This window comes from Companilactobacillus huachuanensis, assembly GCF_005404815.1.
GTDB lineage: Bacteria > Bacillota > Bacilli > Lactobacillales > Lactobacillaceae > Companilactobacillus > Companilactobacillus huachuanensis.
Genome location: NZ_BJDF01000012.1, coordinates 64,883 through 91,183, shown reverse-complemented (window position 1 = coordinate 91,183; position 26,301 = coordinate 64,883). Strand labels below are relative to the sequence as shown.

Here is a 26,301-nt window from a genome sequence, read left to right as displayed (position 1 = left end):
AATGTATGCATTAGTTATGGGCAGTTCTGGCGATATTGGAACTAGTACTGCTAAGAATCTGGCTGCAAAAGGCTGGTCACTGTATTTGCATTACAATCGCAATTATGAGCGAATTGACAAGTTGCGAACGGAACTAGTGGAAAAGTATCCTAAACAGGATTTCATTCCTATCAAATTCGATATGGAACACGATAAAGTGGACGATTTAACTAAACAGATTTTTGGTCTGGATGCCGTCGTCTTTGCTCAAGGTAATACTTACTATAAGTTGCTTGTCGATATTTCAGAGTCGGAGATTGATTCACTGTGGAACATTCACGTGAAGTTACCGATTTTGATTTTGAAACAGCTTCAAGATAAGTTAGCTAAGACCCATCATGGTCGGGTAGTATTTATTGGCTCGATCTATGGCAAAGTGGGTTCAGCGATGGAAGTTGTTTACAGTACCGTTAAAGGTGCGATGTCATCGTTTGCGGATGCATATGCCAAAGAGGTCGCATCTCTCGGATTGTCCGTCAATGTTGTGGCTCCTGGGGCAGTGAATACCAAAATGAATACCCAAGAATTCTCCAATGAGGATCTTGAAAGTGTTAAGGATGAAATACCAGCTGATCGGTTGGCAAATCCCGATGAGATAGCTGATTTAGTCAGTTATTTAGTCAATATCAAATCAAATTATCTGACTGGGCAAACGATATATTTTGCTGGTGGTTGGTTGCTTTAGGCTCGCTAGTAGTTGGATAATAATATATGTTATACTTAGAAAAATTAGTTAATCGGTGGTAAATAATGGACGAAATTGGCCAAAAGTTAAGAAATGCTCGTATCAAAAAGGGTTATACAATTGATGATTTACAACAAATCACCAAAATTCAAAAGAGATATTTAATTGCTATTGAAGAAGGTCAATTTGACCATCTTCCTGGTGATTTCTATGTTCGTGCTTTTATCAAGCAATATTCTGATGCCGTTGGTATCTCAAGTGACGACTTGTTGGAAGAGTACAAGGCAGATATCCCTAATTCACAACCAACTCAAGAATCAACTCCTGAGGAAACCAAAACTCGTACGATCAAAGAAGAATCCAATTCATTCTTCTCAAATTTGGGTAATTACATTCCTCAAATCGTAGTTGGTTTGGTAGTGATTGTTATCATTGCTGTAATTGCATTTGGAATGGTACACCGTAATCAAAGTGCTTCAAGTGTGACAATTCCTAAGGACAACACAACGCAAACAACAAAGAAAACTACTAAGAAGACGACGACAAAGAGCACTACAACTAAAAAGGCTGCAACTAAAACTGCAACCAAAGAAGTAACAGTTAAGGAATCTTCAACCGAAGGTACTTATACTATTACAAATGCTCCAACTTCAGGCTTAAAAGTCGTTGTTGAAGGTAGTGGTGGTCAAGCTTGGGTTCAATTTAGTGAAGGCTCAAATACAACTTGGCAACAGGCTTTGAGCTCTGGTGAAAAGAAGTCAACAACAGTACCAAGTGATACAACAACATTCACAGTTCAAACAGGTAATGTTACAAACACTAAGGTGACAATTGATGGAAAAGCCGTTGATTTGTCAAAAGTGCAGAGTGGCAGCACTATTGTTAGAACTTTGACATTTAATATTGAAAAATAAAATAATGGTGTCTAATCTTTTGGGGTAGACACCATTATTTTATTGGTTGGTTTTTTTTAAGGATGCCGCCACAGGTTTCGAGGGAGTTGAGTCTGCTGTGAGGACCGGCTCGAGCCTGGGGAGCGGTCTCGACCCTCGATTTTGAGCTGAAACCCGCATCTCAAAATCGTCCTAGTGGTGTAAGAACGGGAAGTTCGCCCGTCCTAACGCCACCCTCACTGCGGACTCACTCCCTCGAAACCTGTGGCTAGTTTGTTGTTGGTCTGATATTTGATATTTAAATATTTAAATAACTAAAATTCAGAGCAATTAAACATATATACCAAATAACAACGTAATTTAATTATTATATTGTTATTTAACGCTTTTACATTAAGATAATAATTGATTATCAGAAGATACACTAGCCTCTGGCTGTCAGCAATGTAGTCAGCAGTGAAGGTGGCGTTATGGCTTTAGCCATTACACCACAGGACGACTTTGGAGCCTTGCCGAACTCTGGCAAGGCTTCAAAGCGAGGTTCGAGACCTTGGCTCGAACCGGTCCTCACAGCGACTATATTGCTGACAGCCAGAGGCGGCAAATATATATATAACAGTATGGAGGAAATTTTAAATGGTTTGGAATGTACCAAATAAATTAACAATGCTACGAATTATTTTAATTCCAGTATTCATTATCTTGTTAGCTTTTAATTGGTCTGGATTGGGAGACATCTATGTTGCTAATGATTTGATTCCTATCAATCACGTCTTGGCCGCTGTTGTTTTCGTAGTGGCTTCACTGACAGATTTGCTTGATGGTAAAATTGCTCGTAAATATAATTTGGTTTCTAATTTCGGTAAATTTGCTGATACTTTGGCAGATAAAATGCTTGTTATGACTGCTTTTATCTTCCTTGTAAGTTTCAAAATGGCTCCGGCTTGGGTAGTTGCAATTATCGTTTGTCGTGAATTGGCTGTTACTGGTTTGAGAACGATTGTTTTGGAAGTCGGTGGTAAGGTCATGGCTGCTCAAATGCCTGGTAAGATTAAAACTACAACGCAAATGCTTGCAATCATCTTCTTATTGATGCACAATATTTTCTTCTCTGCCATCAATATTCCCATCGGTGAGATTTTCTTATATATCTGTTTGATCTTTACAATTTATTCTGGTGCTGATTATTTCTGGCAAAGTCGCGAAATTTTTAAATCATAATACGTAGTTTGGAAGAGAGAGCAATGAAGGATAAAGTAGCTGAAATTTTAAGTACTGTTGAAATGGCTGATTTTGAATCTGGTGTGCCCGTTGAATTTAGCAATTTAGCTAAACAAACGGTCGGTTTGCTGAAAAAAAAGCAATTGAAAATCACAGCAGCTGAAAGTTTGACTGCAGGAATGTTCCAGGCGACTGTAGCATCGATTCCTGGAGCTTCTAACGTCTTTGACGGTGGTTTTGTTACCTATGCCGATAATGTTAAAATTGAACTATTAGGGATGGATCCACAGCTAATTGAGCAAAATACTGTTGTCAGCGCACCAGTCGCTCGTGCAATGGCCAATTTGTCTGCTAAGAAATTATCGGCTGATATTGGCGTGGGATTTACTGGTGTTGCTGGTCCTGATCCATTGGAGGGAAATCCTGTGGGGACAGTTTTTATCGGCGCTTATAACGGTAAAGATAATACTGAAATTGTTAAAGAATTTCATTTTACAGGCTCTAGACAGGCGATTCGTGAGAAGTCAGTTCTTTGCGGATTTGCTCTCGTTCAAGAAATAATATAACGAACAAACATTTGTTCGCTTTTTTCTTGCTTTTTTGATGAATTACTAATAATATATCTAGTGATGAATGCATTAGGAGGAAAGCAATTTGGCTAAAGATGAACGACAAAAGGCTTTAGATGTAGCCTTAAAAAAGATTGAAAAAGATTTTGGTAAAGGGGCCATTATGAGAATGGGTGATGATCTCAATACCCAAATCTCAACTGTTTCTACTGGTTCACTAGCCCTTGATAACGCGCTTGGTGTCGGTGGTTTTCCACGAGGAAGAATCGTAGAAATCTATGGACCTGAAAGTTCTGGTAAAACAACTGTAGCTCTCCATGCCGTTGCTGAAGTACAAAAGCAAGGTGGTACTGCTGCTTATATTGATGCTGAAAATGCGATGGATCCTGCATATGCTACCGCTTTGGGTGTTAATATTGATGACTTATTGCTATCACAACCTGATACTGGTGAACAAGGACTTGAAATTGCTGATGCCTTGGTTTCCAGTGGTGCCGTTGATATCGTCGTTGTCGATTCCGTTGCTGCCTTAGTTCCACGTGCTGAAATTGAAGGCGATATGGGTGATGCTCATGTTGGTCTACAAGCTAGATTGATGTCACAAGCTTTGCGTAAGCTTTCTGGCTCAATCAATAAGACTAAGACTATCGCTCTTTTCATTAATCAAATTCGTGAAAAAGTTGGTATCATGTTTGGTAACCCAGAAACTACACCTGGTGGCCGTGCTTTGAAGTTCTATGCAACAATCAGACTTGAAGTACGTCGTGCTGAACAAATTAAGGACGGTTCTGATGTAATTGGTAATCGTACAAAGATTAAAGTCGTAAAGAACAAGGTTGCCCCACCTTTCAAGGTTGCTTTGGTTGATATTATGTATGGTCATGGTATTTCCCAAACAGGTGAATTAGTCGATATGGCTGTTGATAAAGATATTATCGACAAGTCTGGTTCATGGTATTCATACGGTGATGAACGTATTGGTCAAGGTCGTGAGAATGCTAAAGCCTACTTGGCGGAAAATGCTGACAAGATGGAAGAAATCAAGCTTAAGGTTCGTGCTGCATATAACATGGATGGTAAACCTGAGGACGAAAAAGCCAAAGACGAAAAGGCTAAAGATGATGACGCATCTAATAAGACAGTTGGTAAGACTGACTCAAAGGCAGATTCAAAATCAGACTCAAAAACTGATTCAAAAGCAAAAAAAGATGATAATAACATCGATTTGAAGCTTGATACAGACAAAAAAGAAACTGAATAATAAAAAAAGAGGCTGATTAAGTCTCTTTTTTTAGTTTTATTTGGTTGACAGGTCATATTTATTCTATAATATTAAGTTGTATGTAAATATTCTGTAACATATATGTTTTACAAACAAATTTTCTTAAAAGCAAACATGGAGGTGATGGCATGTATCCTGCTATCATAACCTTCTCTTTCGCTATAGTAACATTAATCGTAGGGGTCCTTTTCGGATATGCTCTCTGTAAGGACGCGTACGAGAAAAAACTTTCACAAGCAAAACAAACTGCTGGGGATATCGTTTCAGACGCAAAAAAGGCTGCTAAGTCTCTAAAAAAAGAAACTTTGCTAGAAGCCAAAGATGAGATTCATCAATATCGTGAAAAACAAGAAGATGAATTGAAAGAACGCCGCCGCGATGTTCAAAAACAAGAGAATAGAGTTCTTGAACGACAAGACATTTTGGATAAAAAAGACCAATCGCTTGAAAAGCGTGAGGAAAATATCGAAAACAATGAGAACAATGTTTCAGCACGACAACATAAACTTGATGAAAAAGATAAACAATTGACTGATACTCTTAAAGAACAGCAAGCGGAGCTGACAAGAGTAAGTAACTTAACTCGTGAACAAGCAAGAAAGATTATTCTTGATAAGTTGAACAAAGAATTAGTCCATGAACGTGCCAAGATGATTCAAGAAAGTGACGAACAAGCTAAACAACGTTCTGAAAAGGATGCTAAAGCTTTAATTGTTGCTGCTATTCAAAGAAGTGCAGCTGATACAGTTTCTGAATCAACTGTAACGACCGTCACATTGCCTAATGAAGACATGAAGGGGAGAATCATTGGTCGTGAGGGTAGAAATATCCGTACTATTGAAGCGCTTACTGGTGTTGATTTGATTATTGATGATACCCCAGAAGCGGTCGCTTTGAGTGGTTATGATCCTGTCAGACGAGAAATTGCTCGAATGGCTTTGGAGAAATTGATTGAAGATGGTCGAATCCATCCTGCACGTATTGAGGAAATGGTCGACAAGTCCAGAAAAGAAATGGATGATCATATTCGTGAGGTCGGTGAACAAACTGTTTATAGTTTGGGAATCAGCTCAATGAATCCAGATTTAATCAAGATTATTGGACGAATGGAATATCGTACGAGTTACGGTCAAAATGTTTTGAATCACTCTATTGAAGTAGCTAAATTATCCGCTGTAATGGCTGCTGAAATGGGTGAAGATGTTATGTTAGCAAAACGAGCAGGTTTATTGCACGATATCGGTAAAGCTATCGATCGTGAAGTTGATGGTTCCCACGTTGAAATTGGCGTGGATATCGCAACTAAGTATAAAGAACCAGAAGTAGTCATTAATACGATTGCTTCACATCATGGGGATGTGGAACCAACATCATTAATTGCAACAATCGTTGCTGCGGCTGATGCTATTTCGGCATCACGTCCCGGCGCTAGATCAGAGTCGATGGAGAATTATATCCACCGTCTTGAAAAACTAGAAGAAATTGCAAACAAGCACGAGGGTGTTGATCATAGTTATGCTATTCAAGCGGGTCATGAGATTCGTGTCATGGTTAAGCCAGAAGAAATTTCCGATGATCAAGCTGCGATTTTAGCTCGTGATATGAAGGGTGAAATTGAAGATAACCTTGAATATCCAGGTCATATTAAAGTTACAGTTGTTCGTGAAATCAGAAAAGTCGAATTAGCGAAATAATTATTGAGGGGTGTATCGAAAAGGTACGCTCTTTTTTAATTTCTTTTTGGAATAGGCGTAGGGTATTGTATAATTGTTCTATTAATGGAAAGTGAGTTTTTCTAAAAATGTCGGGTATGTTTAGTGTAATAGTAAAATTATTTTTAACGATGATCCTATCGGCTGCGATAACTCCTTTCGTAGTGAAATTAGCTTATATTTTGGGAGCTGTGGATAAACCTAACGCTCGGCGTGTAAATATCAAGCCAATGCCTACAATGGGTGGTCTGGCTATTTTTATTGCGTTTAACTTCTCAACGTTTGTGTTATTGCGAGAACAATTTCCAACGCACGAGTTGTTTAGTGTTTTCTTAGCTGAATGTATTATCATTTTAACGGGTATCATTGATGATATTCGTGAGTTGTCGCCAAAAGCTAAGTTGGCAGGTATTTTTGCTGCGGCTTTGGTGATTTATTTCTTAGCTGGAATCAGAATGAATGAAGTAACGTTGCCACTGATTGGTTCATTTGAATTAGGATGGTGGAGTTTACCAATCACAATCATTTGGATTATTGCAATCACAAATGCGGTCAATCTAATTGATGGATTAGATGGTTTGGCTACTGGTGTTTCAATCATTGCTTTGTTCACTATGGGAGTCATGGCATACTTTTTCTTGAATATGACTAACGTTTATGTAGCCATTTGGATTTTTGCCATGGTAGCGGCTCTAGTTGGCTTTCTACCACATAATTTCCACCCGGCCAGTATCTTCTTAGGGGATACGGGTTCGTTGTTCATAGGCTTCATGATGGCCGTTTTCTCACTCAAAGGTTTGAAGAATGTCACATTTATCACATTGTTAATGCCTGTTGTAATTATGGGTGTGCCAATTACTGATACAGTTTATGCGATTTTGAGACGATTATTGAACAAAAAGCCAATTATGCAAGCGGATAAACATCATTTGCACCACAGATTGATGCAGTTAGGCTTGTCACATCGACAAACAGTGTTAGTTATCTATGGCTTATCATTGGTTTTCGCCTTTATCTCAATGCTTTATCCACTATCAACATTGTGGGGCAGCGTGTTATTGACAGTTGGTGTCTTGTTCGGCTTGGAACTCTTTATCGAATCGATTGGGCTATTAGGTGATAATCGACAGCCGTTATTAAAAGCAATTCAAAGATTTGTGAAACGATTAGAAAAGAAAGATTAGCAAGCGCCGTTATAGCGCCTGCTTTTTTTGTCCCTAGAGTTAATTCTACAAGCAATAGACAATGAATCTATTGAGTTCCACGTTTAGCGGATGGTATATATATAACAACACCTTTTAAATAAGTTTTGAGGAGCAGAGGGATGGAATTAAGTGAGCAATTGAAGAAATATCGTAAGCAAGAAAATTTAACTCAGAAACAGTTGGCTTTGAAATTAAACGTTTCTGACAAGACGATTTCAAGTTGGGAGACTAGTCGGACTTATCCTGATATTTCATTATTGATCAATCTTAGTTCTGTTTTGAATGTATCCTTAGATGATTTTTTAAAGGGAGATACCAAAACAGTGGAAAAAATTGATAAGGATTTGAAGTTAAAGAAAGTTTATAAGAGATCATTGATAGTTCTAGCAGTTTGTGTTGCAATAATTGCCGGTGGATATGGATTTTTATCAACGTATCAATATCAAAATGAGACAGTTGACCGGTTCAATCCGTTGATCAAGACCAAAATCGGTTATGCTACGTTGCCGACCGAAAAAAATGCCACAGATTCAGAGCTTGCTCGTGTGCAAGTTGGCAATAATAAAACCAAGAAAGTTTTGGGTGCACCATTCAAAAATATGGTTGTGACAGACGATGCTTGGGGAAACTCTTCATTCTTAACATTTTATGGGGGATTACCACCAATTAATAAGCCATATGCGATGGTCGAACATCGAGGAATATATGTTTCCAGAATGAATTTTGTTGATTGGGAGTCGATTCCCAAATCCATTAGAAATAATATGTTTAAGGATTATTCTGATTATCGTGGCATGTATGAGACTTGGAGCAAAAATAAGCCTGCAAAGGGAGAAAGGCATAATGATTCTAAAGTATTTACTGTGAAAACTGGTAAATACTAGTTGTTACTAAAGGATGCCGTTTCCAGAGCTGAGAGTATTCAGTTGCTGCGCGGAACGGCCCGAGCCAGAGGGCGGTCTCGGACCTCGGTTGAAGCCTCGCAAAAACCGCGAGTCTTCAACGCGTCCGGTGGTGTAATTGCTGAAGCAATAACGCCACTTTCGCTGCAAATGAATACTCTCAGCTCTTCCAACTAGTTTATTTTTTTATGTCAGGAATAATAAAACGAAGATTTCTGATTATTTGAATAAATTTAACTCTAGGTCAGTAACAACAATGTTTATATTAATTTTCATCTTTCAGTCTTTAGTTATGAGAGAAAATTTATTGTGTATCATTCTTTAACTAGAATCCAAAAAAAAGTCATTTTTTTTACTTAAGGAATTATCCTAAGTAAAAATGACTTTTTTTATTGCCAACATTTATATAAAAGTATAAATGTTGTTATATTCATTGAATCAATTCTTTATCGAATAGTAAGTTAGTCGGAAGAGTTTAGAGTATCAACCAGCTGTGGTTGTGGCGTTACGGCTTTAGCCGTTACACCACCGGGCGATTTGGATACTTGCTGGTTTGTGCAAGGATTCAAATCGAGGTACGAGACCGCACTCTGGCTCGGACCGGCCCGCATAGCAGGTTGATACTCTAAGCTCTGGAGACGGCATATTTAACTAATACTTGGCTAGTCAGCTTCAATTGGAACTTGTTTATAAGTTTTGTCAGTTTCTTTAATAATAATTTGGTTTTGAAAGAGATCTTTAATAATTTGTACCGATTGCTCAGCAGTTGTGACATCCAAATAAATTTCACACTGAACATCTGCGGTGAATTGTTTGTTATCCAAATTAATACTTTCCTTACGAGCATAGTTATCAAATTTATCAAACATGTGATAAGGAATGGTTAGTTCATAACCTTGTTGGATCCGATTTTCGACTAATCCGATTTCTTTAACCGCTTCTGCCGTAGTCGATGAGTAAGCTCTGATTAATCCACCGGCCCCTAATTTGATACCACCAAAATAACGGGTAACCACGACTGTAACGTTTTGCAGGTTCTGTTGTTGTAACACGTTTAAGATTGGTGATCCGGCGGTTCCACTTGGTTCGCCATCGTCAGACATACGTTCAATTTTGACATTTTCGAGCACGATAAAAGCGGTACAATTATGTGTTGCTCCGGATTCTTGGTCTCGAATTTTTTGGATGAATTGATTGGCCTCTTTCTCTGAAAAGGTTTGAGCAATATGGGCAATGAAACGTGATTTTTTAATATCCTTTTCGTGGCTGCCGGTTTTGGCAATTGTTTTATAATTTTGCAAAAAATATGTCTCCTTTACGTAGTTTTGATTATGGACAATTTAGATGAGTATTTAGGCGGTCGTATTATTTTGACTGCCGACTTAAAGCCTGAAGTTTTACAGTATCTACAAAGTTGTGGTGGAAAAACTGTGCCGACCACGTTTAAGAAAAATGATAAACTATTTTGCCGTCGTTGCCTAATGAAACTCGATTATTTACCGATTAAACTTCAGTATTGTCGGCACTGTATTAATCTTGGTAAATTACCAATAGATGGTCAGTTGCTCATAACGCCGACAACTATCGGTTATCCCAAGCAGAGCGATTATTTGGTCTGGAGTGGGACATTAACAGCCAATCAAAAGAGGGGTGTTAGAGAGCTGCTGATGGCGTTTGAAAAACATCGAGATCATTTAGTCTGGGCGGTAACTGGTGCAGGTAAGACAGAGATGATTTTTCCCTTGATTGAACAGGTTCTTAAACAGGGGCAACGAATCGCTATCTGTTCGCCAAGAGTTGATGTTTGTATTGAGCTCTTTCCAAGAATTCAAAAGGTTTTTCCGAATACGACCGTGGGATTATTCCATGGTAAAAGTGAGGAGTCTTATCAACTGACTCAGATCATGTTGGCGACCGTTCATCAATTGATTCGTTTTGAAGAGGCATTTGACGTGTTAGTGGTCGATGAAGTCGATTCTTATCCATTAGCAGGAAACATGATGCTGCACCAGGCAATCAACAAGGCTAAGAAGAAAAGTGGGATAATTGTTTATTTGTCAGCCACACCACCAAAAGAATTGTTAACCCAAGTTAGGCAGCAAAAAATATCAATAACTAGATTATATCAACGGTTTCACGGTCATCCATTACCAGAACCACATTGTCACCTTCTGTTAAAGCCGATTATGTTTAACAGAATCAATCCTAGATTGAGAATGAAACTGCAACATCTAATTCAAAACAAACAACGTTTTATGTTATTTTTCCCGCAGATTCCCACAATGAAAAGTTTTGCTAAACAATTAATAAAATTATATCCGTCATTAACGTTTGTTGATGTTAGTTCTAAAGATGATGAACGTTTGGAGAAAGTTCAACAGTTCCGTGACCAACGTGTCCAAGCCATTTTAACGACGACAATTTTAGAGCGAGGGGTGACCTTTAAAAAAATTACCGTAATTGTTTTAGATGCTCAAGCAAAAGAATTTTCCAAGACGGCTTTGATCCAAATTGCTGGTCGGGCTGGCCGTGGCAGTGATTCATATGATGATGAAGTGCATTTTTATTATCAATATTACAATCAACAGATTCGTTTGGCGTGTTCAGAAATTGCTTATCTGAATCAACAGGCAAAAAAATGAAATGTCTTAATTGTGGTAATTCAATAAATAATAATCTGTCGATAAAAGAAATATTTTTATTTAAAGAAATAGTCCCAAATTATATTTGTAATTTATGCCGGCGGCAGTTAGCACCATTGATGGGACGGAATAATTGTCCAAGATGTCTTAAGCCAGATAGTGATGGTGTTTGCCGTGATTGTTACATGTGGGAGCAAAAATACGGTGTTATCAATTGCCATCAGTCCTTGTTCGAGTATAATCAGTTCATACACAGCTACTTCAAGCTGTATAAGAGATATGGAGATGTCTTGTTAGCTCGATTATTTTTTCAGGACATAAAGAACTGGTCTTTACGGAATAACTTTGATGTAGTTACATATATTCCTGCTAGCAAAAGCCATCTTCAAGCACGTGGATTTGATCCAGTCTATGAATTGTATGCCGATATTTTTGATTTAAGGCCGCTTTTGGTTAAGGCCGACGCTGATAAACCACAAGCACAGAAGAACCGAATTGAGCGTCTAAGGACACCCCAGACATTCTCGTTATTGCCTGAATTTGGTCAAATTCAAAAAAATCAAAAAATTTTAATATTGGATGATATTTATACGACTGGAAGGACTTTGATGCATGCTCATGATATATTTTTGAAGGCAGGATTTAAAAATATTTCCACATTTTCATTATCTAGGTAATGGAAACGTTGTCATATTGGCATAAAAATATTATAATTACACTAAAGAGATGTAAGAACACTCTTTAATTTCCTATCGTCGGAAGGAGAGATTATTATGTTAACTATTAATGTACGTGGTGAAAATATTGAAGTAACTTCATCAATTCGCGAATATGTCGAGAAGAGAATTTCCAAAATGGAAAAATACTTCAGCGATGAAAGTAACCCAATTGCTCATGTAAACTTGAAAACATACCCTTCAAAAGGTACAAAGGTTGAAGTAACAATTCCATTACCATACATCACATTGAGGGCTGAAGAATTAAACGATGATTTATATGCAGGTATCGATCTCGTTGTTGACAAGCTTGAAAGACAAGTTAAGAAATTCAAGACACGTGTCAATCGCAAGAGTCGTGAGGGCGGCAGTCTAAAGGATATTCCTTTGGATGATGTAACACCTGATGATACTGAAGATGAGAAGTCACAAATTGTTAGAACAAAGCGTCTATCATTGAAGCCAATGGATGCCGAAGAAGCCGTTCTACAAATGGAAATGCTTGGCCACGAATTCTTCATTTTTGAAGATTCAGAAACAAATGGAGCCAGCATCGTATACAAACGTAACGATGGCAAGTATGGTCTGATTGAAACAAACGAATAAAAAAATAAATATTAAGCTGAAGCGGCTTACTGCTTCAGCTTTTTTTGTACTCCGGAAATGCTTTTGTAAAGCTTTCTTAACACAAAAAAATATAAAATGGTGTATCATTGTAATCCTGAAAAGTCTGTTTAATTTATATTCAGTTTAAAAGTCTAAAAAAAAATGCTACTATTAAGAGTATGTTTATAACACTTAGGAGAGATATATTAATATGGCAAATCCACTAAGAAGATGGGTCGAAAGCGATAAAAGAGAAGTCAAACGTATGGGCAAAATTGCCGATAAGATTGAAAGTTATGCTGATGCTTACAGCAAACTCTCTGACGAAGAACTTCAAGCTAAGACACCAGAATTTAAAGAAAGACTAGCAAAAGGTGAAACGCTTGATGATATTTTGCCTGAAGCATTTGCTACGGCCCGTGAGGGTGCTAAAAGAGTCCTCGGATTGTTCCCATTTAGAGTTCAATTGATTGGTGGTATTACTTTGCATGAAGGTAATATTGCTGAAATGAAAACTGGTGAAGGTAAAACTTTGACAGCTACACTACCCGTGTATTTAAATGCGCTTGATGGTAAAGGTGTTCACGTTGTTACAGTTAACGAATATCTATCTGGTCGTGATGCTAAACAAATGGGTGAACTATACAATTGGTTAGGTTTAACAGTTGGTTTGAACATTAACAGCATGGATTCAGAAGAAAAACGTGCTGCTTATAATTGTGATATTACTTATTCAACAAACAGTGAACTTGGATTCGATTATTTGCGTGACAACATGGTTGTTTACAAAGAACAAATGGTTCAACGTCCATTACACTATGCAATTGTCGATGAAGTTGACTCCATTTTAATTGATGAAGCCAGAACGCCTTTGATCATCTCTGGTGCAGCTGAGAAGTCAACTGCTATGTATGTGCGTGCTGACCGTTTTGCTAAGACGCTTGAAAAAGAAGATTACAATATTGATTGGCCTACAAAGTCAATCAGTTTAACTGAAACTGGTATTAGAAAGGCTGAAGATTACTTTGGCCTCGATAACCTTTATGATATTGATAATACTGTTTTGAATCACCATATGGATCAAGCTTTGCGTGCTAATTACATCATGAGTTTAAATATTGACTATGTTGTTCAAGATGGCGAAGTTAAGATTGTTGACCAATTTACCGGTCGTGTTATGGATGGTCGTCGTTATTCTGATGGACTTCACCAAGGTATCGAAGCCAAAGAAGGCGTTGAGATTCAAGATGAAACCAAGACTATGGCTAACATCACTTATCAAAACTTTTTCCGTATGTATGACAAGCTATCAGGTATGACTGGTACTGCCAAGACTGAAGCTGAAGAATTTAGAGAAATCTACAACATGGAAGTTATTTCAATTCCAACTAACAAGCCAGTTATCCGTGACGATAAGGATGATTTGCTTTACCCAACTTTGCAAAGCAAATTTGGTGCTGTTGTTGAAGATATCAAACGTAGACACGCTAAAGGGCAACCTTTGCTAGTTGGTACTGTTGCGGTTGAATCATCAGAATACTTATCTAAGTTACTTGATAAAGCTGGTATTCCTCATGCGGTCCTTAACGCTAAGAACCATGCCAAAGAAGCTGAAATCGTTATGAACGCTGGTCAACGTGGCGCCGTTACGATTGCTACCAACATGGCTGGTCGTGGTACTGATATCAAACTTGGACCTGGTGTTGTAGAGCTTGGTGGTCTATGTGTACTTGGTACAGAACGTCATGAATCACGTCGTATTGATAACCAACTTCGTGGACGTTCAGGTCGTCAAGGTGATCCTGGTGTAACTCAATTCTATATGTCTCTTGAAGATGATTTGATGAAACGTTTTGGTTCAGAAAGAATCAAACGTGTCTTGAAGACATTGAAGATTGAAGATGACGATGCCGTTATCCAAAGTCGAATGATGACTCGTCAAGTTGAATCTGCACAAAAACGTGTTGAAGGTAATAACTACGATACTCGTAAGAATACACTTCAATATGATGATGTTATGCGTGAACAACGTGAAGTTATCTATAAAGAGAGAATGGAAGTTATCAACGAGGATAAAGATCTTGATCGTGTACTACTTCCAATGCTTGAACGTACTATTAAGGCTCAAGTTGAAGTTCATACACAAGGTAAAGAAGACGATTGGGAACTTGAAGCAATTGCTGACTTTGCTAAAGCTGCTTTGGTTAGTGACAAACAATTGGATGTCGTTGACTTGCAACTTAAATCTCAAGAAGAAATTATCAAGTATTTGATGGACTTTGTTCACAAAAATTACGAACAAAAGAAAGAACAAATTGGTGACCCTTCACAAATGCTTGAATTTGAAAAGGTTGTTATCCTGAGAGTTGTTGATGAACACTGGACAGATCATATCGATGCTATGGATCAACTACGTCAATCAATTGGTCTCCGTGGTTACGGACAATTGAATCCTTTGGTTGAGTATCAAGAAGAAGGATATCGTATGTTTGAAGAAATGGTTTCTGATATTGAATATGACGTTACAAGATTATTCATGAAGGCCGAAATCAGACAAAATATGGAAAGATAAAAAGCAGGCCGCTTGGCCCGCTTTTTTTATAAGGGTGATTATATGGAATTCGGAGAGATAAAAAATAGAATTTCTGACATGGAAAACAAAATAACTCAATTCAGGGGGTCTCTTTGACTTAGAAAGTCTAGAAGAGCACATTGCTGAGAATGAATCAAAAATGACTGAGAATGGTTTTTGGGACAATCACGAGAAAGCTCAAAAATTGATTGATGAAAACAATGACTTGAAGGATCAATACGATAATTTTAAGTCGTTGAGTGAAGGTTTAGACGATATCAAAGTTTTAGCCGAACTTTATCAAGATGATCCAGAAGATGAATTAATGCAACAATTAGTAGACGATTCGGATAGTTTGGCCGCAAAGCTCCGTTCTTATGAGTTAATGATGTTGTTATCTGAACCATATGATTCCCATAATGCAATTTTGGAAATTCATCCCGGTGCCGGTGGGACAGAGTCTCAGGATTGGGGCGAAATGCTGTTGAGAATGTATCAACGTTGGGCTGATCAACATGGCTTTACTGTTGAAATTGAAGATTATCAGCCCGGTGAAGAAGCTGGTATCAAGAGTGTTTCAATCATGATTCGTGGAAAAAATGCTTACGGATTGTTACGTTCAGAGCGTGGAGTACATCGTTTAGTTAGAATCTCACCGTTTGATTCTGCAGGACGTCGTCATACATCATTTGCTTCAGTAGATGTGATGCCAGAATTAGATGACAGTATTAAGGTCGAAATCAATGATGACGATTTAAGAGTTGACGTCTTTCGTTCATCTGGTGCTGGTGGTCAACATATTAACAAGACCTCATCAGCGGTTAGAATCACTCATTTACCAACTGGCATCGTAGTCAGTTCCCAAGCTCAACGTTCACAATTGCAAAACCGTGAAACAGCCATGAGTATGTTGAAGGCTAAACTTTTTCAACGAGAACAGGAAGAACAGGCCAAGAAACACGCTGAAATTCAAGGTGAACAAATGGATATTGGCTGGGGTTCACAAATTCGTTCCTACGTTTTCCATCCGTATACCATGGTCAAAGATCATCGCTCGAATCTTTCAGTCAGCAATGGTCAAGGTGTTATGGATGGGGATCTAGATCCATTTATTTATGCTTATCTCCAATGGAAATTACAAGGGGCCAAACAATAATGAAAAAGAAAATCTTAGTTGTCGACGATGAACCATCAATTCTCGAATTAATTGAATATAATTTGGAAAATAACGATTACCAAGTTTCTACAGCCACAGACGGCCAAATGGCTGTTGATAAAGCTAATGCGGGGACTTTCGACCTAATTTTATTGGATCAGATGTTACCCCAATTAAGTGGGATAGAAGTACTCAAACAGTTGCGAAAAATTGGTAATTTAACACCGGTTATATTTTTGACTGCGGTTGATGCGGAAGACAATAAGATTGAGGGACTGATTAGCGGTGCAGATGATTATATTACTAAGCCATTTAGTATCAAAGAATTATTGGCGAGAATTGAAGTAGTATTGAGAAGAACTTCACATACCGATAAAGAAAAATCCTTTGAACTCGATACGGATGTCAAGGGTTTGGTAATTGATGGTCAGGAAATTTCGTTAACGAAAAAAGAATACGAGTTACTGGAGTTTCTGATCAGAAATAAAGGTATCGTTGTCTCGAGAGAACAAATTTTTGATAATGTTTGGGGAATAAATTCAAATTCACAAATGCGAATGGTTGATATCCAAATTAGCCACCTCCGTGATAAAATTGAACAAGACACAAAGAATCCACAAATAATTAAAACCGTACATGGATTCGGTTATATTTTAGAGGTGTGAGAATGAAAAGAAAATTAGGACCAGTAGTTGCTATCTTGATTTCGATAGCTATCTTTCTCATTTTGGTGACATTCTCTGATAGTATCTTGGGAGATTCGCAAAATGATATGTTTACTGATGAGACAGTTTCATATGTTGAATTAAAGAAAAACCATGAGCCAGTTGAGGCGGCCAAAATTGCTGGTCTGGATTATGTCGACACGTCTAAGGAAAATACCACGATGCAACGCAAGGCATATGACATGTATCACAATGGTCGAACTGAACCCGGTAAGGATTACGTAACTGATACCTCAATGACAACAAGAGTTATGTATTTTATGTCTGGATCTGACCGTCACATCGTAGCCAAAAAATACAATCGTCTTTGGAGTCAGAGTCCGATGACTTTTGTGATTGTCGCTTTGATGTATTTCTTGATTACTGATTCGGTCATTCTTTATTACTATCGTAAACGTCAACAATTGAGTGAAGATATTCAGAGTGTGACAGAAAACTTGCGTCGTGTTCGCAAGAGTAAAGAAATGGCTTCGTTGATTTTGTCACCAGGCGATGAGTTATATGGCTTGGTTGAACAAACTAACAAGATCAGTATGGATATCAATGATTTACGAGATGATGTCCAGTTGCGTGAAAGACGCTTCCGTGGGTTAGTAGGACATTTGCCAATCGGGGTTATGTTGTTGAACTCGCAAGGGGATGTTTTGCTACATAATCAAGCAATGTCAAGTTTGTTGGATGTCAATATTTCTAATGATATTCACCCGTTTATCGAAGATGTCAAAACTTACAACTTGAGTCAGATGATCGAACATACTTTGCGGAAGAATAAGAACCATCATCGTGAAATTCAATTGGTCGGTAATTCTCAAAAGTATGTTGATGCCAATGTTATTCGTTTGATTCATTCTCGTGAAGATTATGATCAGCAAGTTTTAGTTATTCTATATGATTTAACAGAAAGCCGTCAGATCGAACGAATGCAGGTTGATTTCGTCAATAATGTTAGTCACGAGTTGAAGACTCCAGTCACCTCAATTGAAGGTTTCTCAGAAACGCTTTTGAATGGTGCTAAGGATGATCCGAAGAAATTAGATCACTTCCTAGAAATTATTCACGGTGAAAGTGTTCGTCTATCTGAGTTGATTCAGGATATTCTTTCATTGTCAAAAGTTAAGCGAGACACTGAAAAAATCGATGAAATCAATTTAAACGATGATATCAATCGAATTTTGGATCGACAGTCGATCACTCTTAAAAAGCATCACATCAAGGTCAACCAGCAATACTTTGGTAGTCCAGATGTAACAGCTAATAAAGAGAAACTTAATTTAGTTTTCCGTAATTTGATTAAGAATGCTATTTCATATAATAAAGAAAATGGTCAAATTGATATTGAAGTTCATCATGATGAGATTGAGAATCGCATCAAGTTTATCATCAAGGATACTGGAATTGGGATATCGGAAGATAACCAAAGTCGTATCTTTGAAAGGTTCTATCGAGTTGACCGTTCTAGAAGTTTAGAGACCGGTGGAACTGGACTAGGACTCGCAATCGTTAAGGAAACTTTGGATACACTTGATGGTGATATTCGTATCGAATCTCATAAGGGATTAGGCACAACTTTTATAGTTGACATACCATTATAAAAAAATTGCTGCAACAAAATATTTTATTTTGTTACGGCTTTTTTTTATACAAAAAATATACAAAGTTGTACTATTCTAGGTGGATAGAGGTGAGAACATTGAAAAAAAGACTTGTCGCATTATTTGCAATTGTGATTCCTTTAATAGCAGTGTTAAGTGGTTGCAAAGGCAGTGGGAGCCAAGAAACAATAACAGCGGTTGGATCCTCAGCTGCACAACCATTAGTGGAGCTTGCCGGGGAAGAATTTACGAAGAATAATCCTAATGAGTACGTTAATGTACAAGGTGGTGGTACTGGTACAGGACTCAGTCAGATTCAACAAGGTGCTGTCAATATCGGTAATTCTGATTTGTATGCAGAACAAAAACAAGATATTGATGCCAGTAAGCTTGTTGATCATCGAATCGCAGCTGTTGGGATGATTCCTGTTGTGAATAAGGATGTTAAAGTTAAATCTTTAACAATCATGCAATTGAGACAAATTTTTTCTGGTCAAGTTACAAACTGGAAAGAGGTCGGTGGACAAGATCTACCAATCACCATAATCAATCGTGCGGATGGATCGGGAACCCGTGCCGCGTTTGAGAGTGATGTTATGAACGGAACTCCTTTTGTGCGCTCCCAGGAGCAAGATTCCAGCGGTATGGTTAGACAAATTGTCTACAATACAAAAGGGTCAATCAGTTACTTGGCGATGCCATATCTTAACAATACTGTGAAAACAGTTAATGTGAACGGCGTTGAACCCACCATTGAAAATATCGAGAATAACAAGTGGAAAATTTGGTCGTACGAGCATTTGTACACTAAGGGACAACCTACAGGTATGACTAAAGATTTCCTTGATTTCATTATGACAGAGCATGTTCAGAAGAATGTTGTTGAAAAGATGAACTATGTTCCCATCCAAGCAATGAAATATCAAAAAGATTATAAGGGCAATATTACGCCCGTTTCAAAGGGGGTAAAGTAATTTGAAAGATCCTATTAGAGAAAGTCTAACCAAGAAATCTGTTTCTGCTAAACGTGAAACACGCGGTAAAATTATTTCTTTCAGTTTTACTGCAGTTATCGTTCTATTAGTTATCACTATTATCGGTTTTATCGCATCACGTGGTTTGATTATCTTCTTTAAAGATGGTGTTAATCCGATTGATTTTTTGACTCACTCAGTTTGGGCACCTAACAAATTAGATAGTGCTGGACATCCAATTGTTGGGGCAGCTCCAATGATTGTTGGTTCGTTTGCAGTAACATTGATTGCCGCACTTATCGGGACACCATTTGCTATTGCAGCAGCCATTTTTATGACTGAAATTTCGCCTAAATGGGGTCGAAAGGTTTTACAACCAGTCATCGAATTATTGGTTGGTATTCCTTCAGTCGTTTATGGATTCTTTGGTTTAACGATTGTCGTACCATTTGTAAGAAAGATTGCTGGCGGCAGTGGTTTCGGTATTTTGGCCGGATCATTCGTTTTGTTTATCATGATTTTGCCAACAATTACTTCGATGTCAGTTGATGCTCTAAAGGCCGTTCCAAGATATTATCGTGAAGCCTCATTAGCCTTAGGAGCTACTAGATGGCAAACTATTTCCAAAGTTATTTTGCGTGCAGCGACGCCAGGACTATTGACAGCCGTCGTTTTTGGTATGGCAAGAGCCTTTGGTGAAGCCTTAGCTGTTCAAATGGTTATTGGTAATGCGATGTTATTGCCACACAATTTAGTTTCACCATCATCAACCCTAACAAGTGTTTTAACAATGAACATGGGTAATACTATTATGGGTTCAACACCAAACAACGCGCTTTGGTCACTAGCCTTGTTATTACTATTAATGTCATTGTTATTCAACTTCGTTATTAGAAAAATTGCTAAGCGAGGTGAGTTCTAGTGTTTAATGAAAAAGTTAAAGACAAAATAGCTACTGGCGTGATCTACTTCATGTCAGGAATTATTGTGCTCATCTTAGCCGGTTTATTGGTTTATATCTTAGGAAGTGGCCTTCGTTATGTTAATTGGCATTTCTTAACATCAGGTTCCACAGCATTTCAAGCAGGTAGCGGGGTCGGAATTCAATTATTCAATTCCTTCTTTCTATTGATTCTTTCAATGCTGATTTCCATTCCAATTTCAATTTGTGCTGGGATTTATTTATCTGAATATGCTGGTAAGAATAGATTAGTTGGATTAATTCGAGTTTCAATCGAAGTCTTGAGTTCATTACCATCAATTGTTGTTGGTTTATTCGGATTTTTAATTTTCGTTATTAGTTTCAAGTTTGGTTTTTCAATTCTTTCTGGTGCCTTGACATTAACAGTATTCAATTTGCCGATTTTAACCAGAAATGTGGAAGATTCCTTAAGATCAGTTTCGCAGTCCCAACGTGAGGCTGGATTAGCTCTAGGTCTTTCAAAATGGGAGACTGTTATCCATGTTATTATTCCGGATGGATTACCTGGTATCATTACGGGGATGATCATTGGTGCTGGTAGGGTTTTTGGTGAAGCTGCTGCCTTGATCTATACAGCAGGCCAGAGTGCACCACCGTTGAACTTTGGTAATTTCAATATTTTCAGTATTACGAGCCCTTTGAATTTGATGAGACCTGCCGAAACATTGGCTGTTCATATTTGGAAAGTCAACTCGGAAGGTTTGATTCCTGATGCGGTTCAAGTTTCAGCCGGTGCTTCAGCGGTTTTGATTATTGCAGTTTTAATATTTAATTTATTAGCCAGATATATAGGCAATATAGTTTATAAAAAGATGACGGGTGAGTAAAATATGGACGTACAAACAGATGAACAATACATCCTTCATTTAAACGAGGATAATCATGAGATTGCCATGGAGACCAAAGATTTACAAGTTTTCTATGGCGAAAAAGAAGCTATGCATAACGCATCGCTTCAGTTCGAAAGATATAAAATCACATCCTTGATTGGAGCTTCTGGTTCTGGTAAATCGACATATTTGAGATCCTTGAATCGCATGAACGACAATGTACCTGGTGCAACGGTTAAAGGCCAGATATTGTACCGTGGTCTGGATATCAACAAGAATAATGTTGATATTTATGAAGTTAGAAAGCATATTGGAATGGTTTTTCAACGTCCCAATCCTTTTTCTAAATCAATTTATGACAACATTACCTTTGCTCTAAAGCGTCATGGATTGCATGATAAGAAACAATTGGACGAAATTGTCGAAACAACTTTGAAGCAGGCCTCGCTTTGGGACCAAGTCAAGGATGATTTAGGCAAAAGTGCTTTAGCGCTCTCTGGGGGTCAACAACAACGACTATGTATTGCCCGGGCAATTGCAATGAAACCAGATATATTATTGATGGATGAACCTGCAAGTGCCTTGGATCCAATTTCAACGTCGAATGTTGAAGAAACAATGTTGAGTTTGAAGGATAAATTTACAATTATTATCGTCACTCACAACATGCAACAAGCAGCTAGAATCAGCGATTACACGGCATTTTTCCACTTGGGACATGCTGTCGAATTTAATGAAACTAGAAAAATCTTTACTCGTCCTCATATTAAGACGACTGAAGATTATGTTTCCGGACACTTTGGATAGGAGCACAATAACTTTGTCAGAAAAAATTTTAACATCATCTGATGTACATTTGTTTTATGGAAAAAAAGAAGCACTGAGTGGTATTAACCTTGATTTCAATAAGAATGAAATCACAGCTTTGATCGGTCCATCAGGATGTGGGAAGTCGACATATCTTAGATGTTTGAATCGGATGAATGATTTAATTCCGAATGTAACGATAACTGGAACGATATCTTTGAACGGTAAAAACATCTATGCGCCCAATATTGATACGGTTGAATTGAGAAAACAAGTTGGTATGGTTTTTCAACAACCAAACCCATTTCCTTTCTCAATTTATGATAATGTAATATATGGATTAAGATTGGCCGGCGTCAAAGATAAAGCTGTCTTGGATGAAGCTGTTGAAACTAGTTTGCAAAACGCTGCCGTTTGGGATGATGTGAAGGATAAATTACATCAAAGTGCCTTGTCATTATCTGGTGGGCAACAACAGAGAGTGTGTATTGCTAGAGTTTTAGCAGTGAAACCTGATATTATTTTATTAGACGAGCCAACTTCAGCCTTGGATCCTATTTCGTCAGCTAAGGTTGAAGATACAATGTTAGCTTTACGTGAGGATTATACGATTATTACTGTTACACATAACATGCAACAGGCATCAAGAATATCTGATCAAACCGCTTTCTTCCTAAATGGGGAATTAATTGAGGCGGATAAAACTAAGAATATATTCTTAAATCCAAAAGAGAAACAGACGGAAGATTATATCTCTGGAAAATTCGGTTAGGAGAAAAGTAAGATGCGTACAACGTTTGAAGAACAGCTAAATAATTTACATTTACGCTTCTCAGAAATGGGTATGATGGCTAGTGAAGCCATTATGAAATCTGTTAAGGCGTACGTTGACCACGATAAGGCCTTAGCAAAAGAAGTTATCAAAAATGATCATGTCATCAATAAACGGGAAATGGATCTTGAAAAGGAATCGTTTGAAATGATTGCTTTACAACAGCCAGTTACTTCCGATTTACGGATGATCGTGACAGTTTTGAAAGCCAGTTCTGATTTGGAAAGAATGGGTGATCATGCAGTCAGTATCGCTCAAGAAACAATTCGTGTTAAGGGTGAAACTAGAATTCCGGAAATTGAAAAGTTGATTGCCGAAATGGGTGACATCACAACAAGTATCGTTGAAGATTCACTTGAGGCCTATCTGAAACGTGACAGCAAGATGGCTGAAGAAGTCGCTAACCGTGACGTTAGAGAACACTACTTGAGTGCAAAAATCAACAAAATGAGTATTGCGGAAATGCAAAAAGAGGGCGACTACGTTTTAAGTGGTTCCTCATATATGTTAGTTTCCAGTTATTTGGAACGTGCCGGGGATTATGCAACCAATATTTGTGAATGGGTTGTTTACTTGAATACTGGACATGTGGTAGAACTGAATCAGAAACACGTTGCAGATGAAGACTATCCTAACCAAGGTTAATTGATAAATCTGGTAATATGTAGTATATTTTTTGAACAAGTTGAGGTGATAATACATGAAAAATAGAATCACAAGATCCAGTACTGATCGGATGGTTGCCGGCGTTTGTGGAGGCTTAGGAGAGTACTTTGGAGTTGACTCAACTTGGATTCGCCTAGCTTTTGTCTTTTTATTGCCATTCACATATTTCTTACCGGCATTAGTTTATGTAGTTTGTGTTTTTTCTTTCCCAGAAAAAAGAAATATACAAAAAACTAGCTCGTATCGTGGCAGAAGACGTCTCAAGGCAAAGTCTTCCAAAAAATATTACTGATTCAAAAGAGAGTTAAATGAGGGTATAAAATGAAGTTTTTAATCAGATTGGTGATACAAACGTTGTTGTTCTTGGCAATTGCGCGTTTATTACCTGGTATGTTTCAAATTGATAGTTTAGGAACTGCTATAGTAGCAAGTTTGGTACTGGTATTTCTAAACTGGACTATCAAGCCATTGTTACATATCATTTCTCTACCGATCACGTTTATTACCTTTGGTTTATTTTCCTTCGTGATAAATGCAATCACTTTGGAATTGACATCGGTATTAGTGGGATCATCAAGTTTTCACTTTAATGGTTTTGGTTCAGCTTTAGTGGTTGCAGTTATTTTAGCGATTTGCAATTCTATCGTTAACAGCTACACCATGAACAATTTTCAAAGGCGCGTCTAGTACGCGTTTTTTTTGTCTTTTGATTTAGTGTTATTGAAGGTTTGAGACTGTGCCTGACGTCTGAACCAGGTTAACAAGGCAAGTTGATATTCCTTGACCACATGGACGACTCTTTGCAAAGAATACAATTTAAGTTTCAACCTTAGGTATTAATGATAAAATTGATATAAAAATAGATTTAGTGAGGGTTGGCTATGACAAATTTTGTGACTGTATCTCAAATGGTAAAAGATAATGGACTAAAGGTTTATAATGACGAAGCATTAATGAATAATAAGAAAATCACAACGAGTGATATTTCTCGTCCCGGAATTGAATTAACTGGTTACTTTGATTACTATCCAAGCGAACGTATTCAATTATTTGGACAAACTGAGTCAGCATATTCTCGTTCTATGACTGCTAATAACCGTTACAAGGTGATGTTGGAATTATGTCGTGAAGATACGCCGGCACTATTGATTTCTCGTAATATTCAACCGAGTGAAGAATTATTAAAGGCTGCTAGTGAACATAAAGTGCCTGTAATTGGTTCAGAATTACCAACAACTAGACTTTCAAGTATGATAACTGAATATTTGGATGAAAATTTAGCTCCTAGAGAGTCAATTCATGGGGTCTTAGTTGACGTTTATGGTATCGGAATTTTGCTTACTGGTCACTCTGGTATTGGTAAAAGTGAAACTGCTTTGGAATTGATTAAGCGTGGACACCGTTTGATTGCTGATGACCGTGTTGATGCTTATCAACGTGATGAAAAAACTATCGTTGGTGAGGCACCTAAGATTCTCAACCATTTACTTGAAATCCGTGGAATTGGTATTATCGATGTCATGAACCTCTTTGGTGCTGGTGCTGTTCGTTCTGAGAGTGAGATTCAACTGATTATCAATTTGGAGAATTGGTCAGCTGACAAGAACTATGATCGAATCGGTACTTTGGAAGATAAAAGAACTATTTTTGATGTTGATGTACCACAAATTACTGTTCCCGTTAAAGTTGGTCGAAATATTTCTATCATTATTGAAGTTGCAGCTATGAATTATCGCGCAAAGAAGATGGGGTATGACGCTACTAAGAAGTTTGAAGATAATTTGGGATTATTAATTAAAGAAAACGAACAAAAAACAAAGAATGACAAAGAAGGTAAGTAATGAGTTTATTAGCGTTAAATCCGATTGCAATTGATCTGGGGGGATTACAAATTCATTGGTATGGTGTCATCATTGCCATGGGTGCCTTAGTTGGTGTTCTGATGGCTATGCGTGAAGCCAAGCGTAAACACATGGATCCGGATAATATTTTGGATCTCGTCTTGTGGGGCGTTCCTATTGCTTTGGTCGGCGCCAGGTTGTACTATGTAATCTTTGAATTACCATTTTACTTGGCTAATCCCGGTGAGATAATCAAAATTTGGCATGGTGGTATCGCTATATATGGTGGTTTAATTGCAGCGTTTATTGTCTTGCTAGTTTTGTGTCACAAGCGGAAAATTTCGCCATGGTTGATGTTAGATATTGCAGCACCTTCAGTGCTTTTAGGCCAAATTGTCGGCCGCTGGGGTAATTTTATGAATCAGGAAGCCTTTGGTGCCAAAACCACCTTGAGTTTCTTACAATCGCTGCATTTGCCACACTTCATCGTTGAGCAAATGTATATCAATGGGGCTTACCGTCAACCAACGTTCTTATATGAATCTGTTGGTAATCTGGTAGGTTTAATTCTGATTTTGATTTTGCGTAATAGAAAACACCTGTTTAAACGTGGAGAAGTATTTTTAAGTTACTTGATTTGGTATCCAGCTGTAAGATTTTTCGTTGAAGGTATGCGTACTGACAGTTTATACATTTTTCCAGGTGTGAGAGTTTCACAGGTTCTTTCAATAGTATTATTTATCGTAGCAATAACCTTGTTCATTTATCGTCGAAGAAAACAAAATGAACCTTGGTATAATGAATTGTGAGCAACTTAATTGCCAAGTTTAAAATAAATGGTAATATTTGTTG

At 37.7% G+C, this 26,301-nt stretch carries 26 protein-coding genes; 25 read left to right on the top strand and 1 reads right to left on the bottom strand.

Annotated features, from left to right (window positions below; genetic code table 11):
* Position 1 precedes the first annotated feature (1 nt).
* The 8 genes from ymfI to FFM71_RS08240 all read left to right on the top strand — a co-directional run bounded on the left by ymfI (position 2) and on the right by FFM71_RS08240 (position 8,490).
* Complete coding sequence (ymfI, locus tag FFM71_RS08275) at positions 2–724, top strand: elongation factor P 5-aminopentanone reductase (RefSeq protein WP_137611703.1); 723 nt, start codon at positions 2–4, stop codon at positions 722–724.
* Between the two features lie 65 nt (positions 725–789).
* On the top strand, positions 790–1,638 hold the full coding sequence (locus FFM71_RS08270) for a helix-turn-helix domain-containing protein (protein WP_137611702.1): 849 nt from the start codon (positions 790–792) through the stop codon (positions 1,636–1,638).
* Between the two features lie 615 nt (positions 1,639–2,253).
* The gene (gene pgsA / locus FFM71_RS08265) at positions 2,254–2,838 is read left to right on the top strand and encodes a CDP-diacylglycerol--glycerol-3-phosphate 3-phosphatidyltransferase (protein ID WP_137611701.1); all 585 of its coding nucleotides are present in this window, start codon (positions 2,254–2,256) and stop codon (positions 2,836–2,838) included.
* Positions 2,839–2,861: 23 nt separating this feature from the next.
* A complete protein-coding gene (locus FFM71_RS08260; RefSeq protein ID WP_137611700.1) occupies positions 2,862–3,404 on the top strand; it encodes a nicotinamide-nucleotide amidohydrolase family protein in 543 nt (180 codons plus the stop codon).
* A gap of 88 nt (positions 3,405–3,492) precedes the next feature.
* Positions 3,493–4,668: a recombinase RecA gene (gene recA, locus FFM71_RS08255; protein WP_137611699.1), complete on the top strand. Its 1,176-nt coding sequence runs from the start codon at positions 3,493–3,495 to the stop codon at positions 4,666–4,668.
* A gap of 149 nt (positions 4,669–4,817) precedes the next feature.
* Complete coding sequence (gene rny / locus FFM71_RS08250) at positions 4,818–6,383, top strand: ribonuclease Y (RefSeq protein ID WP_137611698.1); 1,566 nt, start codon at positions 4,818–4,820, stop codon at positions 6,381–6,383.
* Between the two features lie 116 nt (positions 6,384–6,499).
* On the top strand, positions 6,500–7,585 hold the full coding sequence (locus tag FFM71_RS08245; protein ID WP_137611718.1) for a glycosyltransferase family 4 protein: 1,086 nt from the start codon (positions 6,500–6,502) through the stop codon (positions 7,583–7,585).
* 140 nt (positions 7,586–7,725) lie between these two features.
* Positions 7,726–8,490, top strand: a complete 765-nt coding sequence (locus FFM71_RS08240) for a helix-turn-helix domain-containing protein (RefSeq protein ID WP_137611697.1) — start codon at positions 7,726–7,728, stop codon at positions 8,488–8,490.
* Between the two features lie 680 nt (positions 8,491–9,170).
* Here FFM71_RS08240 and FFM71_RS08235 read toward each other — a convergent pair.
* The gene (locus FFM71_RS08235) at positions 9,171–9,809 is read right to left on the bottom strand and encodes a YigZ family protein (RefSeq protein ID WP_137611696.1); all 639 of its coding nucleotides are present in this window, start codon (positions 9,807–9,809) and stop codon (positions 9,171–9,173) included.
* 30 nt (positions 9,810–9,839) lie between these two features.
* Here FFM71_RS08235 and FFM71_RS08230 point away from each other — a divergent pair, with 30 nt between their 5' ends.
* The 17 genes from FFM71_RS08230 (at position 9,840) to lgt (ending at position 26,258) form a co-directional block, all read left to right on the top strand.
* Positions 9,840–11,150 (top strand): DEAD/DEAH box helicase family protein, encoded by a 1,311-nt coding sequence (locus FFM71_RS08230; RefSeq protein WP_137611695.1) that lies wholly within the window; start codon positions 9,840–9,842, stop codon positions 11,148–11,150.
* 290 nt (positions 11,151–11,440) lie between these two features.
* A complete protein-coding gene (locus FFM71_RS13620; protein WP_223876502.1) occupies positions 11,441–11,827 on the top strand; it encodes a ComF family protein in 387 nt (128 codons plus the stop codon).
* Positions 11,828–11,923: 96 nt separating this feature from the next.
* Complete coding sequence (gene hpf / locus FFM71_RS08220; protein ID WP_137611693.1) at positions 11,924–12,472, top strand: ribosome hibernation-promoting factor, HPF/YfiA family; 549 nt, start codon at positions 11,924–11,926, stop codon at positions 12,470–12,472.
* Between the two features lie 211 nt (positions 12,473–12,683).
* Positions 12,684–15,044 (top strand): preprotein translocase subunit SecA, encoded by a 2,361-nt coding sequence (gene secA / locus FFM71_RS08215; protein ID WP_137611692.1) that lies wholly within the window; start codon positions 12,684–12,686, stop codon positions 15,042–15,044.
* Positions 15,045–15,086: 42 nt separating this feature from the next.
* Positions 15,087–16,200 (top strand): peptide chain release factor 2 gene (gene prfB / locus FFM71_RS08210; protein WP_137611691.1). Its coding sequence is split into 2 segments (ribosomal slippage): positions 15,087–15,158 and positions 15,160–16,200, totalling 1,113 coding nucleotides; the frame shifts between segments, so codons are not numbered across the junction.
* Positions 16,200–16,865 (top strand): response regulator transcription factor, encoded by a 666-nt coding sequence (locus FFM71_RS08205; RefSeq protein ID WP_137611690.1) that lies wholly within the window; start codon positions 16,200–16,202, stop codon positions 16,863–16,865. The genes prfB and FFM71_RS08205 overlap by 1 nt, the downstream gene beginning before the upstream one ends.
* A 2-nt stretch (positions 16,866–16,867) precedes the next feature.
* Positions 16,868–18,517, top strand: coding sequence for a sensor histidine kinase (locus FFM71_RS08200; protein WP_137611689.1), 1,650 nt, complete (start codon positions 16,868–16,870; stop codon positions 18,515–18,517).
* A gap of 98 nt (positions 18,518–18,615) precedes the next feature.
* Positions 18,616–19,491 carry a phosphate ABC transporter substrate-binding protein PstS family protein gene (locus FFM71_RS08195; RefSeq protein ID WP_137611688.1) on the top strand — a complete coding sequence of 292 codons (876 nt, stop codon included), beginning with the start codon at positions 18,616–18,618 and terminating at the stop codon, positions 19,489–19,491.
* A 1-nt stretch (position 19,492) separates the two neighbouring features.
* Positions 19,493–20,413, top strand: a complete 921-nt coding sequence (pstC, locus tag FFM71_RS08190; protein WP_137611687.1) for a phosphate ABC transporter permease subunit PstC — start codon at positions 19,493–19,495, stop codon at positions 20,411–20,413.
* On the top strand, positions 20,413–21,300 hold the full coding sequence (pstA, locus tag FFM71_RS13530; RefSeq protein ID WP_179951376.1) for a phosphate ABC transporter permease PstA: 888 nt from the start codon (positions 20,413–20,415) through the stop codon (positions 21,298–21,300). The genes pstC and pstA overlap by 1 nt, the downstream gene beginning before the upstream one ends.
* A 3-nt stretch (positions 21,301–21,303) precedes the next feature.
* On the top strand, positions 21,304–22,110 hold the full coding sequence (gene pstB / locus FFM71_RS13525; protein WP_179951375.1) for a phosphate ABC transporter ATP-binding protein PstB: 807 nt from the start codon (positions 21,304–21,306) through the stop codon (positions 22,108–22,110).
* A 13-nt stretch (positions 22,111–22,123) separates the two neighbouring features.
* Positions 22,124–22,882, top strand: coding sequence for a phosphate ABC transporter ATP-binding protein PstB (gene pstB / locus FFM71_RS08180; protein WP_444542312.1), 759 nt, complete (start codon positions 22,124–22,126; stop codon positions 22,880–22,882).
* A 12-nt stretch (positions 22,883–22,894) separates the two neighbouring features.
* Entirely contained in the window at positions 22,895–23,587 is a 693-nt protein-coding gene (gene phoU / locus FFM71_RS08175) for a phosphate signaling complex protein PhoU (protein ID WP_137611686.1), read from the top strand.
* 55 nt (positions 23,588–23,642) lie between these two features.
* The gene (locus tag FFM71_RS08170; RefSeq protein WP_137611685.1) at positions 23,643–23,900 is read left to right on the top strand and encodes a PspC domain-containing protein; all 258 of its coding nucleotides are present in this window, start codon (positions 23,643–23,645) and stop codon (positions 23,898–23,900) included.
* A gap of 29 nt (positions 23,901–23,929) precedes the next feature.
* Positions 23,930–24,295: a phage holin family protein gene (locus tag FFM71_RS08165; RefSeq protein WP_137611684.1), complete on the top strand. Its 366-nt coding sequence runs from the start codon at positions 23,930–23,932 to the stop codon at positions 24,293–24,295.
* A 194-nt stretch (positions 24,296–24,489) separates the two neighbouring features.
* Positions 24,490–25,449 carry an HPr(Ser) kinase/phosphatase gene (gene hprK, locus FFM71_RS08160; protein ID WP_137611683.1) on the top strand — a complete coding sequence of 320 codons (960 nt, stop codon included), beginning with the start codon at positions 24,490–24,492 and terminating at the stop codon, positions 25,447–25,449.
* Positions 25,449–26,258 (top strand): prolipoprotein diacylglyceryl transferase, encoded by an 810-nt coding sequence (gene lgt, locus FFM71_RS08155; RefSeq protein WP_137611682.1) that lies wholly within the window; start codon positions 25,449–25,451, stop codon positions 26,256–26,258. The genes hprK and lgt overlap by 1 nt, the downstream gene beginning before the upstream one ends.
* Positions 26,259–26,301 lie beyond the last annotated feature (43 nt).